Genomic DNA, 14,551 nt, shown 5'->3' on the forward strand with positions numbered 1-14,551 from the left:
GGGTAATAACAGAATAACTGTTCAGATTTTGTTCAATTCAGCCTTTATCCAGTCATCGAGAGCGGGTATCATGCCAACCCTTTTTCGAACTCTCATGATCCGGCCCCACAACAGGGAAGTCCTATGTCGGCGGTACGCATCGGCCCATACACATTACATAACAGCTTGATTCTCGCCCCCATGGCGGGTGTCACCGACCAGCCCTTTCGTCAGCTGTGCAAGCGCTTGGGCGCGGGACTGGTCGTCTCGGAAATGGTCACCAGCGACATGAGTTTGTGGAACACCCGCAAGTCGCGCATGCGCATGATCCACACAGGTGATCCCGAGCCACGCTCGGTACAGATCGCCGGTGGGGACGCACAGATGCTGGCGGACGCTGCCCGTGCCAACGTTGAAATGGGCGCGCAGATTATTGATATCAACATGGGCTGCCCGGCCAAGAAAGTCTGCAACAAGGCTGCCGGTTCCGCACTGTTGAAGGATGAAACCCTGGTAACCGAGATCCTGCAGGCCGTCGTGGCTGCGGTCGATGTGCCGGTTACCCTGAAGATCCGGACCGGTTGGGACCGGGACAACAAGAACGGCCTGACGGTGGCGAAGATCGCCGAGCAGGCAGGCATTACGGCGCTGGCAGTGCATGGCCGCACCCGTGCCGACCTGTATACCGGTGAGGCCGAGTACGACACCATCGCCGCGATCAAGCAGGCGGTGTCGATCCCGGTCTTCGCCAACGGCGATATCGATTCGCCGGAAAAAGCCCGGTACGTGCTCGACGCGACCGGTGCCGATGGTTTGTTGATTGGCCGGGCTGCCCAGGGGCGGCCATGGATTTTTCGCGAGATCGACCATTTCCTGCGTACCGGCGAGAAACTCCCGGCGCTGGAACTGATCGAGGTGGAACGCATCCTGCTAGAGCATCTGGCTGCCCTGCACGCCTTTTATGGCGATGTCATGGGTGTACGCATTGCTCGAAAGCATGTGGGCTGGTATCTCGCAACCCTGCCGGGCGCCAGGGAGTTTCGCGCCCACTTCAATCGTTTGGATGGTACGGATGCACAATGCGCCAACGTTCGGGCGTTTTTCGCCGAGCGTTACAAGAGCCTGACAGGGGACGGAGAGTGGGTGGCCGCATGACGATGATGACCGAGACTTTAGTGAGTGGAACAACACCCGTGAGCGACAACGTGAATTTGAAACAGCACCTCAATACACCGAGCGAAGAGGGCCAGACCCTTCGCGGGAGTGTCGAGAAGGCGCTGCACAATTATTTCGCCCACCTTGAGGGCGCTGCCGTCACTGATGTGTACAACCTGGTGCTCTCCGAAGTCGAGGCTCCCCTGCTCGAGTGCGTGATGAACTACGTCAAGGGCAACCAGACCAAGGCCAGCGAGATGCTCGGACTGAACCGGGGCACGCTGCGCAAGAAACTCAAGCAGTACGATTTGCTGTAAGCATTCAATCAAACCAGAAAGGCGCCCGCGTAAAACCGGTCGCCTTTTTTGCTGACTTCCTTTGCTTTTGATGGAAATTGAGATGACCGACCAGACTACCCGCCTGCCGATCCGCCGCGCCTTGATCAGCGTTTCCGACAAGACCGGGATCCTCGAATTCGCCAAGGAGCTTGAAGCCCTGGGCGTCGAGATCCTCTCCACCGGCGGGACGTTCAAGCTGCTGCAGGACAACGGCGTTGCCGCAGTGGAAGTCGCGGATTACACCGGTTTCGCCGAAATGATGGACGGCCGGGTGAAAACCCTGCACCCGAAAATCCACGGCGGGATCCTCGGTCGTCGCGGTATCGACGACGCGATCATGAACGAACACGGCATCAAGCCGATCGACCTGGTCGCGGTCAACCTGTACCCGTTCGAAGCCACCATCAACAAGCCAGGTTGCGACCTGCCGACCGCCATCGAGAACATCGACATCGGCGGCCCGACCATGGTTCGTTCGGCCGCGAAAAACCATAAAGACGTAGCGATCGTGGTCAATGCCAGCGATTACGCCAGCGTCCTGGAAAACCTCAAGGCCGGCGGCCTGACCTACGCTCAGCGCTTCGACCTGATGCTCAAGGCGTTCGAACACACCGCCGCCTACGACGGCATGATCGCCAACTACATGGGCACCGTGAACCAGGCGGCCGACACCCTGAGCACAGAAGGCCGCAGCGAATTCCCGCGCACCTTCAACAGCCAGTTCATCAAGGCCCAGGAAATGCGCTACGGCGAGAACCCGCACCAGAGCGCGGCGTTCTACGTGGAAGCCAAGCCTGCCGAAGTCGGCATCGCCACTGCGACCCAGCTGCAAGGCAAGGAACTGTCGTACAACAACGTGGCCGACACCGACGCCGCGCTGGAATGCGTGAAGAGCTTCGTCAAGCCGGCTTGCGTGATCGTCAAGCACGCCAACCCGTGCGGCGTGGCTGTCAGCCCTGACGCCGAAGGCGGCATCCGCAAGGCCTACGACCTGGCCTACGCCACCGACACCGAATCCGCCTTCGGCGGCATCATCGCCTTCAACCGCGAACTGGACGCCGAGACCGCCAAGGCCATCGTCGAGCGCCAGTTCGTCGAAGTGATCATTGCCCCGAGCGTCAGCGAAGAAGCCCGCGCCATTGTCGCCGCCAAAGCCAACGTACGCCTGCTGGCCTGCGGCGAGTGGTCGGCTGACCGCGCCGCTGCCTGGGACTACAAACGCGTCAACGGTGGCCTGCTGGTGCAGAGCCGCGACATCGGCATGATCGGCGCCGACGACCTGAAAGTGGTGACCAAGCGCGCACCGACCGAACAGGAAATCAACGACCTGATCTTCGCCTGGAAAGTCGCCAAGTACGTGAAATCCAACGCCATCGTCTACGCCAAGAATCGCCAGACCATCGGTGTCGGCGCCGGCCAGATGAGCCGCGTGAACTCCGCGCGCATTGCTGCCATCAAGGCAGAACATGCCGGCTTGCAGGTAGCCGGTTCGGTGATGGCTTCCGACGCATTCTTCCCGTTCCGCGACGGTCTGGACAATGCGGCCAAGGCGGGCGTGACTGCCGTGATCCAGCCAGGCGGCTCGATGCGTGATGCTGAAGTGATTGCTGCGGCCGACGAAGCCGGTATCGCCATGGTGTTCACCGGCATGCGCCACTTCCGTCACTGATACACCGCTCCCTCTGTGTAGGAGCTGTGTAGGAGCTGCCGAAGGCTGCGATCTTTTGATCTTGCTTTTAAAGATCAAAAGATCGCAGCCTTCGGCAGCTCCTACACGGTACACAGCGGTTTAGCAGCGCCCCACAGAATCTTGAGGTTTTTGAAATGAATGTTTTGATCATTGGCAGCGGTGGCCGTGAACACGCCCTGGCCTGGAAAGTGGCTCAGGATCCGCGCGTGCAGAAAGTGTTCGTGGCGCCGGGCAACGCCGGTACCGCCATCGAAGCCAAGTGCGAGAACGTCGCCATCGACGTACTGGCGCTTGAGCAACTGGCAGACTTTGCCGAGAAAAACGTTTCCCTGACCATCGTCGGCCCTGAAGTGCCGCTGGTTGCCGGTGTTGTGGACCTGTTCCGCAGCCGCGGCCTCGATTGCTTCGGCCCGACCGCTGGCGCTGCGCAGCTGGAAGGTTCGAAAGCCTTCACCAAGGACTTCCTGGCTCGCCACAAGATCCCGACTGCCGACTACCAGAACTTCACCGAAATCGAGCCGGCCCTCGCCTACCTGCGTGAAAAAGGCGCTCCGATCGTGATCAAGGCCGACGGCCTGGCCGCCGGTAAAGGTGTGATCGTCGCCATGACCCTGGCCGAAGCCGAAGACGCCGTGCGCGACATGCTGGCGGGCAATGCCTTCGGCGATGCAGGTTCGCGCGTGGTCATCGAAGAGTTCCTGGACGGCGAAGAAGCCAGCTTCATCGTCATGGTCGACGGCAAGAACGTACTGCCGATGGCCACCAGCCAGGACCACAAACGCGTCGGCGACGGCGACACCGGTCCGAACACCGGCGGCATGGGTGCTTACTCCCCGGCGCCAGTGGTCACCGCCGACGTGCATAAGCGCGTCATGGACCTGGTGATCTGGCCGACCGTGCGCGGCATGGCCGAAGAAGGCAACGTCTACACTGGCTTCCTGTACGCCGGCCTGATGATCGACAAGGCTGGTAACCCAAAAGTCATCGAATTCAACTGCCGTTTCGGCGACCCTGAAACCCAACCGGTGATGCTGCGCCTGCAGTCGAGCCTGGTGTTGCTGGTCGAAGCCGCCCTGGCCCAGGCGCTGGACAAAGTAGAAGCGCAATGGGATCCACGTCCGAGCGTCGGCATCGTTCTGGCCGCTGGTGGCTATCCTGGTGACTACGCCAAGGGCACAGTCATCAAGGGGCTGGACGCAGCCGCCGCACTGGAAGGCAAGGTCTTCCACGCCGGTACGGCGCTCAAGGACGGTCAGGTAGTGACCGCCGGTGGTCGTGTGTTGTGCGCCACAGCCATGGGTGCCAGCGTCGACGCTGCACAGCAGCAGGCCTACAAGCTGGCGGCAACGATTGACTGGGAAGGCTGTTTCTATCGCAAGGACATTGGCTACCGCGCCATTGCCCGCGAGCGTGGCGAAAGCCAGGAATAAGGTAGACACCGCACCAGGCAATGAACACGGTTCATTGCCTGGCTATTCCGGCGCCGCGCATCGTTATATTCTGGCATCAACCTAACGAAGGGATTTCGCCGTGCGCTGGCTCAGGATTGCCATAAGCTTAACCGTCACATTGCTGACCCTGCTCTGCATGCTACCGGCCCAGGCCGCACAAGGCAGTGGCTGGGCGGTATTGCTCGACGAACAGGGCGACCTGCAACTGAGCGACATCCGTTCCGCACGCTACACCAATCAATTCAGCCCCATCGAACTCGACCGTATTACCGCGGCTGAACCCGATGGCGCGCTATGGTTGCGATTCAAGCTTGCACCGGGCAAGCACGAACAGGTGCTGCGATTGTTCGCGCCTGACCTGCGCCAGTTCAACATGTACGTACTGGACGGCGACAAGCTGATCGATCAATCCAGCACGGGCAACGAACAGCCCCAATCCGAGCGTCCATTGCCCAGCAGCGACTTCATGCTGGCCCTGCCGCAAAGCGACAGCCCCCTGGACGTCTACCTGCGACTGGCCTCCGACCACCAGTTACGACCCTACATCACCCTGCAATCGGCGGTCATCGCGGCTGCCAACCAGAACCAGACGCTGATCTATGGCCTGCTGTTCGGCTGCATCGCCATGCTAATCCTGCACAACCTCATCCGCTACGCCTACACCCGCTCGCACAGCGCCCTCTGGCTGGCAGCATGCGAAGGGCTGTTGATGCTCAGCCTGCTGCTGTTGCTGAACCTCGCCGGCCCCTGGCTACCGGACGGGCACGCACTGCAAACGCCGGGGGCTTACCTGACATTGCTGCTGACTGCCCCCTGCGGCCTGATGCTTGCCTATCGCTTCTTCTCCCCGCTCGGGCCGCACCCGCTGAACCGGTTGCTGCTAGGCGAGGTTCTGCTGATCACCGCCTGCGGCCTGATGCTGCTGTTCGTCAATACCTTGCCGCTGAACTTCATTACCTACGGCCTGGTAGCCCTGGCTGGCCTGACCATGCTGTTCATCAGCGCCTATCACTGGCAAAAAGGCTATCGCCCGGCGCGCCTCTTCGTGGCGGCCATGGTGGTGTTCAACCTCGGGACCCTGGTCATCCTGCCTGCGCTGTTGGGGCTGACCCTGGTCGAACCCCATGGCCTGATCACCACCTTGCTGGTATTCATCTGCATCAGCGGCCTGCTGATGAGCATTGCGTTGAGCGAGCGCCAGCGCCGCATCACCGAAGACCGTTTCAGCATCAGCCGTGACCTGGCGGCCAGCAATGCCGAGGTCAACGCCAAGGCCGAGTTCCTGGCGAAGATCAGCCATGAAATCCGCACCCCGATGAACGGCGTTCTCGGCATGACCGAGCTGCTGCTGGGCACACCGCTTTCGGTCAAGCAACGCGACTATGTGCAGACGATCCACAGCGCCGGCAACGAGCTGCTGACACTGATCAACGAAATCCTCGACATTTCCAAACTCGAGTCCGGGCAGATCGAGCTGGACGATGTGCAGTTCGACCTCAACGCGCTGATCGAAGACTGCCTGAGCATCTTCCGCGCCAAGGCCGAGCAGCAAAACGTCGAGTTGATCAGCTTCATCCAGCCGCAAGTGCCTCGAGTGATCAGCGGTGACCCGACACGCCTGCGCCAGACCCTGTTGAGCCTGCTCGAAAACGCCCTGAAAAAAACCGATGAAGGCGAAATCCTGATCGTCGTGGCGCTCGACGAGCGCAACACCAAACCGCGCCTGCGTATCGCCGTGCAGGACAGCGGCGAGCCGATGGATGCCGAAGAACGCGACGCCCTGATGCACGCCGAACTGCACAGCCGGCATTTTCTGTCGGCCACCCACCTGGGCGGCAACCTGGGTCTGGTGATTGCCCGGCAACTGATACGCTTGATGCAAGGGGAATTCGGCATCAAGAGTGGCAGCAACCAGGGCAGCACCCTGTGGCTGACCCTGCCGCTGGATCCGGATCGCCTCGAGCACCCGACCTCCGACCTCGATGGCCCGCTGCAAGGTGCACGGGTATTGGTGGTGGACGACAACGACACCTGTCGCAAGGTGCTGGTGCAGCAATGCAGCGCCTGGGGCCTGAACGTCAGCGCCGCGCCTTCCGGCAAGGAAGCGCTGGCACTGCTGCGCACCAAGGCGCATTTGCGCGATTACTTCGATGTGGTCCTGCTGGACCAGAACATGCCCGGCATGACCGGCATGCAACTGGCGGCCAAGATCAAGGAAGACCCGAGCCTGAACCATGACATCCTGCTGATCATGCTCACCGGCATCAGCAATGCGCCGAGCAAGATCATTGCGCGCAACTCCGGGATCAAGCGCATCCTCGCCAAACCGGTGGCCGGCTACACCCTCAAGACCACCCTGGCCGACGAACTGACCCAACGCAACAAAGGCCAGGTCGTCACGCACTCGCTGCCAAGCGGCCCGCCCCCGCCGGTCAAGGTCCCCAGCGATTTCCGCATTCTGGTGGCCGAAGACAACAGCATTTCGACCAAGGTGATCCGCGGCATGCTGAGCAAGCTCAACCTGCAACCGGATACCGCCTGCAACGGCGAAGAAGCCTTGCAGGCGATGAAAGCCCAGCGTTACGACCTGGTGCTGATGGACTGCGAAATGCCGATCCTCGACGGCTTCTCGGCCACCCAGCAATTGCGTGCCTGGGAAGTCGGCAACCAGCGGGTCCGTACCCCCGTGGTGGCATTGACCGCCCATATCCTGGCCGAACACAAAGAGCGTGCGCGCCAGGCCGGCATGGACGGACACATGGCCAAACCGGTCGAACTGTCACAACTGCGTGAATTGATCGAACACTGGGTCGCCCAGCGTGACCAGCAGAATCGCGCAACGACCCAAACGTCCTGAGCCGACAGACTGCGCAACCCCTGATAGACTCCCCCTCGACTTCCCTCGCCAGTGAGCCCGGCACCATGCTCCATGTGTTGTTCAGCGTTTACCTGAAGATGCTGGTGCTCTACAGCCCATTCTTCGTGTTGTCCTGCTTCATCAGCCTGACCCGTGGTTATTCGCGCAAGGAGCAGCGACGGCTGGCCTGGAAAGTTGCGGTCGCCACCCTGGTCTCCAGTGTGCTGCTGTACTTGTTCGGCCGAGTGATTTTCAGTGTTTTCGGCATTACCGTGGACGCCTTCCGCATCGGCGCCGGTAGTGTCCTGTTCATCTCGGCACTGGGGATGGCACAAGGCAAATCGGCGGTACAGACCGACAACGTGCAGCAGGATGTGACCATCGTCCCGCTGACCATTCCGCTGACCGTCGGCCCCGGCACCATCGGTGCCTTGCTGGTGATGGGCGTGAGTCAGCCGCACTGGGACGACAAGCTCACGGCCATTGTCGGCATTGCCATGGCCAGCTTTACCGTGGGTGTGGTGCTGTTTTTGTCCAGCCGAATCGAGCGCATTCTCGGTGATCAGGGATTACAGATCGTCAGCCGGTTGATGGGGTTGTTTGTGTGCGCACTGGCGGCACAGATCATTTTTACCGGGGTGAAGGGGTATCTGGTTCCTTAGCCCGCCATGTCTCTCAATGTTATCCCTTGGAAGGTGCCGGAACCCGACACCAATCAACGAGACAGATGAACGTCATGCTCGCCGACCTTGATACACAGTGCCTGTCGTTGCTGCCCTAACCACAGCACTGTGTCGTCTCTGAATGCCTTGTATTCGTCGACGAAAAATCGGGCGTGAAGAAATGAAGTTTTCACCCCTCCCACTACGCTACTCAACGCAAAATCCTGCCCGATAAACTGGCCTTCAATCGGTTGATCCGTTTCAAAGCACACTGTGGCCAAAGTCAGAAAACCATCAGCCTCAACAATGCCTGTCAGCACTCTCACACAATGTATACGGTTGAAATTTCCTTCCATGCTGACTGATTGATTCTCACGCCCCATTATCGAGCGCTCACGAAAAACCCTGGCCCCCAGCGACTGGACAGGCAGTTGCACGACCATACGAAAAGCAGTTGCCAGCAGAACGACCTGCTGAGCGGATAGCCGTGATTGGAAAGCCGCATGAACAGCGTCATGTATTGAAAAGGCCGTAACGCCGGTAGAAGGGAACATCCCCGAGGTAGCCCCTTGATCATGGAACTTCCAACCACAAGCAGCCAGAGTGTCTACAAATACGTCGGACCACTGAGCGTGGTCCTTACCGTCCGGGAAATCTTCCTCAGCCGCAAGTTGCGCAAACAACACAGTGTCAAGCGTGTCCTGTCTGACTGCAGGCGGCAACGCCGTCGACAACAGCAGAATGCTGCCTGAGTTTATTACTACGGAGTACGCCATACGCTTTCCTTATTTGAGGAAGGCCAGAGACCCAAAGCCTCTGACCTTGTCCCCTCACTTGCGCCGGCTGAAACGCTTGACAAAAACTTCCTTCCGGTGAACGCCGAGGTACTCCTCAATTTCCGACTTGATTTCCGCATAACGCGCAGGATTGAACGTTACGAACGACTTACCGTGGAAAATATCCAGGGAAGAAGTCTTCCAGTCAACGAACAGGAGACCGCCATCATTACCCCCACCCTGATGATCAACGGCTCCTACCGCGATCAGGATAATTCCGTTGGCCATTTGTTCGCAGGGAATAGTGGACAAACGCACGCCTTCAGTATTCTTCGCCTCTAGATTGAACAGATTTATTGCATCAGGCTCTTTCTTCAATGCATCCAACGTAGTGTTGGTTATTGCACTGAGCACAGTAGCGCCAGGAACTGCAGCCTTTGCAGCCTCAACGGCAGCCTGGATAATGTCAACCATGACATTATCCATTGTGATCCTTAGCGAAGTGGCACTGTATTTTGAGTAACCTTTATCCGGGACAAAACACCCCAAGTCCTCCATACACTTGGTAAACGCGTGGTACCAAGCTTTGGGGTTCTTATTTCCGGGCACTTCGTAATTCGCTTCCATTTTCGACATAGTGATCAGGTTTTCAATAATCGCCATGTTTTCGATGGAGATTTTGTCACCGTAACCAATCAGACTGTTGCCCAGCACCAACGCGTCCAGCTCCTTGGTGGGACTCGAAGCGACCGACGACATCAACGACATTGTGCTCGCTTGTTTGGCCATGACGCTTTTACGCTTCTTAATGCATGCCCTTACAAAATCAGCACTTTTCGAAACACTTACAGAACGTTCAAAATCATCCACAAGCAATACTCCTTTATTTATTAAAAATCGCCTCATCCAGAAGCGCCTTAAAACTAACGCAGCTCACCCCAGCGATCAACCGCAACCAAACACAACATATGTATATCGATCATTACACACTAACGAGACGCACACTCAACAACAAACGATCAGGCACCACTAACCAGGTCATTATTAATCAATAATGACCTGGACTTATTCAGCAGCCCGGAATAGTAACTATTGAATGGGGGTAAGCTTGTCGCCATAACTGCGTGGCGTGTACACCCAGGCATTCCCGTCCAGGCGAGGGAACACACGAGTTGTCGACGACCCGATGAGTACCATCGTCCGCATGTCCACCTGATCGACACCCAGTTGACCCAGGGTGGTCACCCGCAACGTCTGACCCGGACGGCCAATATCCCGCCCCAATACGACGGGAGTTCCCGACTCACGGTGCTGGCTGACAATCTCCAGCGCCCGCCCCAGTTGCCAGGGACGTGAACGAGAGATCGGATTGTAGAAAGCCAGTGCAAGATCGGCTTGCGCGGCCAGTTCCAGACGTTTTTCGATGATCGACCAGGGCTTGAGGTTGTCTGACAGCGACAGCACACAGAAGTCATGACCCAACGGCGCACCGGCCTGGGCGGCCGTCGCCAGCGAGGCTGAGACACCAGGCAGGATTTCGAGATCGACGTTGTGCCAGGCGGCATCGCTGGACTCGTGAAGCGCCTCCAGCACAGCCGCGGCCATGGCAAAGACCCCCGGATCACCGGACGACACCACCACCACCGAACGCCCTTGAGCCGCCAGTTCGAAGGCGTGACGGGCACGCTGCATTTCTTCGCGGTTATCCGTGCAGTGCAGCACCTGGTCAGCCCGGAATGGCCCGGCCATGCGCACGTAGGTTTCGTAGCCGAGCACATCGTTGGCACGAGCCAGTTCTGCCTTCACCGCAGGTACCATCAAGTCGGCAGCGCCTGGCCCGAGGCCAATCACCGCCAGCCGTCCGCGCGGTCGACCGATCTGCGATGGCTCCAACGGCTGCTCGGCGACTGCAATGGCAACCACGTCATCGCCGACGATGGATACAGGCCTGATGGCATGATGTACCAGCTCACTCGCCGCACCTGCAGCGCTGACAAAACGCAACGGCACACCCAGTTCGAGCGCCGCTTCGCGTAACGTGGAGCCGGCCATTTCGCTGTCGGCTGCCAACAGGCAAGCCACCGATTGCACTGCGATTCCGGCCTGACGCAAAGCCTGGCGAATGGCGGCCGATGCATTGGCCACTTCGCCCGCCACGGCAACCAGCACGTTGCGTGGATAGATCAGCAATTCGTGGGCCGCAGGCGCTCGCTCGGCATGACCGACGTGAACGGTCAGTCGCGCGTGTTCATTCTCAGGCAATTGCGCTTGCGCCAACCACGGTGCCGAACCTTCGATGCGCACCGTTTCACCAGCCAGCAAATCGGACACGAAACGTTTGCCCAATTCCAGATCGCCCAAGGCATACCCACTGGGCGGATTGAGCAGGCAGGTGCCGAAACGCAGTTCACCGCTGGTGGTGATCGCCGCCGAGACCTCCAGTGCGGCGGCAATCTCGCGCGCCATCACATTCACGCCGCCAAGACCACCAAGCAGAGGCACCACCGCACTGCCGTCTTCGGCCACAGCCAGCACTGGCGGCTCGGCGCCTTTTTCCAGCAGCAACGGCGCCAGCGTTCGGATCACGATCCCGGCTGCGCACAAGGCTATGATCGGCGTGTCCTGTTGATAAAGCTCACGCAGGGTCGCACCGAATTCACGGTAGACCTGGTCAGCGCCCTCAACCCGCCCGGTCAGGCCGTGGATCAACGCACCCGGATAAAACTGCTGAATTTTCTGTGCGGTCGCGAGGCTGCCATTGCCGAGAATGACAATCGCCGGAACTGGACGGGTCATCAGCCTTGCCACCTTTCACCGGGAACGATGATCAACGAGAAGTACGGCGAAGACATCGGCTCAACCTGGTCCAGCGGCACGATCTTCTGATTGGCCATGGTTGCGCGTTCGACGTACAGCGCACGCTCGGCCAGGCCGAGCTCTTCCAGCACCTGGCGGACTTTGGGAAAGTTGCGTCCCAGTTTCATGATCACCGCCGCATCGGAATCGGCCAGGCGACGCTTGAGTTCGTCGTGCGGCAGCACACCGGACAACACCGACAGACTCTGATTGCGATACACCAGCGGCGCACCGAGCACCGAGGCACCGCCGAGCATCGAGCACACGCCAGGCACGACTTCAGCCTGATAACGCTGGGCGAGCCGGTCGTGCAGGTACATGTACGATCCGTAGAAGAACGGGTCGCCCTCGCAGATCACCGCTACATCGCGGCCTGCGTCGAGATGCGCGGCCAATTCTACGGCAGCGTCATCGTAGAAGTCGCTGATCACTTGCTCATAGGACAACGGCGCCGGCAAGGCTTCGGTGGTCACCGGGTACACCAGTGGCAACAAATTCTGTGCGTCCTGCAGGTGGGCTTCGATGATACCGAAGGCGTTGCCCTTCTTGCCCTTGGCGACGAAATACGCCACTACAGGCGACTCGCGCAGCAGCCGCAGCGCCTTGACGGTAATCAGTTCCGGATCACCGGGACCGACACCGAGGCCGATCAAACGTCCAGGTTGCTGCATCATTCGATCTCCGTGGCGAGGGCATTGACGGCGGCGGCAGCCATGGCGCTACCGCCCAGGCGACCCTGCATGATGACAAACGGCACGCCACGGCTGTCAGCCGCCAGCGCTGCCTTGGACTCGGCGGCGCCGACGAAACCTACAGGGAACCCGAGGATCAGCGCCGGTTTCGGCGCACCGGCGTCGAGCATTTCCAGCAAATAAAACAATGCTGTCGGGGCGTTGCCGATGACCACCACGCTACCTTCCAGATGGGGACGCCACAGTTCCAGCGCAGCGGCTGAGCGGGTGTTGCCCAATTCCCGGGCCAGTTCCGGAACGCTTTCGTCGCGCAGGGTGCAGATCACCGGATTGTTCGCCGGCAACCGCGCGCGGGTCACGCCTTCGGAGACCATTCGCGCATCGCACAAAATCGGCGCGCCGGCCGCCAGCGCATCGCGCCCGGCCTTGCCCGCCCCTTCGGAAAACTGCAAACCGTCGATGGCCTCGACCATGCCGCAGGCGTGGATCACACGGACTGCGAGTTTCTCCAGATCGGCCGGAATTCGGTCGAGGTTGGCCTCGGCACGAATGATCGCGAAGGAGTTGCGATAGATCTCCTGACCGTCGCGGATGTAATCAAGCATCAAGGGGGCTCCGTGAGCGGACGTCGAGCAAGGTCGCGACCGCTTCAATAGTAAGGTTGTGCGCACGCAGCACGCCGAAACCCGGCTGCGCTGCATCGCGAAAATATAGATCGTAGTGACCGGGGGCGACGGCCAGCAAGGTGACGGGTGCGATATGCGCAGCGGCGCAGGAACGCGGGCAACCGCTCAGGTGTATGTTCAGCGCCGGTCCGTGGCGATGCAGTAGCGCGGCCAATTGCAGGGCATCGCCCTTGGTCTCGGCCAGGCCTTTGGCGCAACCGTTCGAGCCGGTGCAGGCGATCAGCCGGGACAATGGCTGATCGGCTTCGCATTGCAGACCCAGCCACTGCAGTCGCCGAATGACCTCAGCGGCATTTTCCGCGCGAACATTGGGCACCAGCAGACTTTGCCAGGGTGTGAAACGCAGACTCGAATCACCGAGCTCGCAGGCCACTTGCGCCACGCCCCGCAGCATCGTCGGATCGAGCCGCCCCAGTGGCGGGACAGCCCCCACATAGACAACGCCGGACTCGGCCTGAAGATGGGCGCCGATGTGCAAATCGCTGCCAGCCGAAACCCGCTGCCAATCGACAACCGCTTGCATCGACACACGCTCAGCCAGCCGAAGCAGAACGTGCTCGATCGAGTACTCGGCCAGCAAATGACGCATCCGCGTCTGCTCGGGGCGCGCCCATTCAAGGAACAACTCCAGCACCGCGACTACCAGGGCATGGCCATCGTCGAGCGCGACCGAACCGGCCGGTGTATCCGTCGGGCATCCGGCCAACCCAAACGCCAGCCGTCGTTCACCGTTTCGCTCGAAGGCGGCGAGCCACAGGTCGTGGGGATGTTCAAGCATCGCCAAAGCCTCGCCACCATCGAGTTGCACGGCGAACTTGGCGCTGAGATTGTGAAAGCGTTCGTGCTGTTGCACCGTGGCCAAAATCCGCTCGGCCAGCGCACGGGTATCGAACAGCATCTGCCGATCGAACCCGGCGGCGGGGCTGAGCATCAGATTGCGAACATCGTCACCGGCCGCATGGCTCGGGCCCAATCCTGCGGCAAGCAGGCAGTCGATCAAGGCGCCCTGTTCTTTGCCGATGCCACGAATCTGCAAGTTGCCGCGGTTGGTTGCCTCGATCACACCACCAGCATATCGCTCGGCTGCCTCTGCCACTGCGACGACCTGCTGTGCGCGGATGGAACCACTGCCGAGTTTGATTCGGCAGATGCCGCCGTCCAACGCCTGGACGATACGCAGCAATCCGGGACAGGCCGAAGGGCGTAAAGGGTTGGATTTCTGACGAGAATTCACTGGATGACCGGTACGAGGCGAAGGGCAGCATTATGCCTGCTTTGGCAGGCGGGATGAAAAGTCCAGGCAGATGGACGACGAAAAGCGCCTGGCTCCGGCGTCAGAGTGTTTGTTCTGGCACACGAGTCGTACTTGTTCATGCCAGGCATAAAACGTCGTAAAAAACACTGACAAC

At 59.9% G+C, this 14,551-nt stretch carries 12 protein-coding genes; 6 read left to right on the forward strand and 6 right to left on the reverse strand.

Annotated elements, in window-relative coordinates; translation table 11 throughout:
- The first annotated feature begins 123 nt into the window (after window positions 1-123).
- The 6 genes from dusB (at window position 124) to AC3WJW_RS03910 (ending at window position 8,132) form a co-directional block, all read left to right on the forward strand.
- On the forward strand, window positions 124-1,134 hold the full coding sequence (dusB, locus tag AC3WJW_RS03885; protein ID WP_493725186.1) for a tRNA dihydrouridine synthase DusB: 1,011 nt from the start codon (window positions 124-126) through the stop codon (window positions 1,132-1,134).
- Complete coding sequence (gene fis / locus AC3WJW_RS03890) at window positions 1,131-1,451, forward strand: DNA-binding transcriptional regulator Fis (protein WP_015093301.1); 321 nt, start codon at window positions 1,131-1,133, stop codon at window positions 1,449-1,451. The genes dusB and fis overlap by 4 nt, the downstream gene beginning before the upstream one ends.
- Window positions 1,452-1,533: 82 nt before the next feature.
- Complete coding sequence (purH, locus tag AC3WJW_RS03895; protein WP_015093300.1) at window positions 1,534-3,141, forward strand: bifunctional phosphoribosylaminoimidazolecarboxamide formyltransferase/IMP cyclohydrolase; 1,608 nt, start codon at window positions 1,534-1,536, stop codon at window positions 3,139-3,141.
- 155 nt (window positions 3,142-3,296) lie between these two features.
- A complete protein-coding gene (purD, locus tag AC3WJW_RS03900) occupies window positions 3,297-4,592 on the forward strand; it encodes a phosphoribosylamine--glycine ligase (protein WP_258683282.1) in 1,296 nt (431 codons plus the stop codon).
- Window positions 4,593-4,692: 100 nt separating this feature from the next.
- Window positions 4,693-7,470 carry a hybrid sensor histidine kinase/response regulator gene (locus AC3WJW_RS03905; protein WP_493725187.1) on the forward strand — a complete coding sequence of 926 codons (2,778 nt, stop codon included), beginning with the start codon at window positions 4,693-4,695 and terminating at the stop codon, window positions 7,468-7,470.
- Window positions 7,471-7,535: 65 nt separating this feature from the next.
- On the forward strand, window positions 7,536-8,132 hold the full coding sequence (locus AC3WJW_RS03910; protein ID WP_102700461.1) for a MarC family protein: 597 nt from the start codon (window positions 7,536-7,538) through the stop codon (window positions 8,130-8,132).
- A gap of 53 nt (window positions 8,133-8,185) precedes the next feature.
- On the opposite strand, the gene AC3WJW_RS03915 is transcribed toward AC3WJW_RS03910, so the two are convergent.
- The 6 genes from AC3WJW_RS03915 to cobG form a co-directional block, all read right to left on the reverse strand.
- Window positions 8,186-8,908: a hypothetical protein gene (locus tag AC3WJW_RS03915; RefSeq protein WP_493725188.1), complete on the reverse strand. Its 723-nt coding sequence runs from the start codon at window positions 8,906-8,908 to the stop codon at window positions 8,186-8,188.
- A 54-nt stretch (window positions 8,909-8,962) separates the two neighbouring features.
- Complete coding sequence (locus tag AC3WJW_RS03920; RefSeq protein WP_493725189.1) at window positions 8,963-9,778, reverse strand: hypothetical protein; 816 nt, start codon at window positions 9,776-9,778, stop codon at window positions 8,963-8,965.
- Window positions 9,779-9,997: 219 nt separating this feature from the next.
- Complete coding sequence (gene cobJ / locus AC3WJW_RS03925) at window positions 9,998-11,704, reverse strand: precorrin-3B C(17)-methyltransferase (RefSeq protein ID WP_493725190.1); 1,707 nt, start codon at window positions 11,702-11,704, stop codon at window positions 9,998-10,000.
- Window positions 11,704-12,435, reverse strand: a complete 732-nt coding sequence (locus AC3WJW_RS03930; protein WP_493725515.1) for a precorrin-2 C(20)-methyltransferase — start codon at window positions 12,433-12,435, stop codon at window positions 11,704-11,706. Before AC3WJW_RS03930 ends, cobJ begins: the two co-directional genes overlap by 1 nt.
- Window positions 12,435-13,061: a precorrin-8X methylmutase gene (locus AC3WJW_RS03935; RefSeq protein WP_007979603.1), complete on the reverse strand. Its 627-nt coding sequence runs from the start codon at window positions 13,059-13,061 to the stop codon at window positions 12,435-12,437. Before AC3WJW_RS03935 ends, AC3WJW_RS03930 begins: the two co-directional genes overlap by 1 nt.
- Complete coding sequence (gene cobG, locus AC3WJW_RS03940; RefSeq protein WP_493725191.1) at window positions 13,054-14,376, reverse strand: precorrin-3B synthase; 1,323 nt, start codon at window positions 14,374-14,376, stop codon at window positions 13,054-13,056. The genes AC3WJW_RS03935 and cobG overlap by 8 nt, the downstream gene beginning before the upstream one ends.
- Window positions 14,377-14,551 lie beyond the last annotated feature (175 nt).

This window comes from Pseudomonas sp. GW821-FHT07G06 (assembly GCF_058986625.1).

Excerpts from the sequence above, each read along its gene's own strand:
- purH (WP_015093300.1), top strand. The coding sequence starts at position 1,534 with ATGACCGACCAGACTACCCGCCTGCCGATCCGCCGCGCCTTGATCAGC.
- dusB (WP_493725186.1), top strand. The coding sequence starts at position 124 with ATGTCGGCGGTACGCATCGGCCCATACACATTACATAACAGCTTGATT.
- AC3WJW_RS03910 (WP_102700461.1), top strand. The coding sequence starts at position 7,536 with ATGCTCCATGTGTTGTTCAGCGTTTACCTGAAGATGCTGGTGCTCTAC.
- AC3WJW_RS03915 (WP_493725188.1), bottom strand. The coding sequence starts at position 8,908 with ATGGCGTACTCCGTAGTAATAAACTCAGGCAGCATTCTGCTGTTGTCG.
- AC3WJW_RS03935 (WP_007979603.1), bottom strand. The coding sequence starts at position 13,061 with ATGCTTGATTACATCCGCGACGGTCAGGAGATCTATCGCAACTCCTTC.
- purD (WP_258683282.1), top strand. The coding sequence starts at position 3,297 with ATGAATGTTTTGATCATTGGCAGCGGTGGCCGTGAACACGCCCTGGCC.
- fis (WP_015093301.1), top strand. The coding sequence starts at position 1,131 with ATGACGATGATGACCGAGACTTTAGTGAGTGGAACAACACCCGTGAGC.
- cobJ (WP_493725190.1), bottom strand. The coding sequence starts at position 11,704 with ATGACCCGTCCAGTTCCGGCGATTGTCATTCTCGGCAATGGCAGCCTC.
- AC3WJW_RS03930 (WP_493725515.1), bottom strand. The coding sequence starts at position 12,435 with ATGCAGCAACCTGGACGTTTGATCGGCCTCGGTGTCGGTCCCGGTGAT.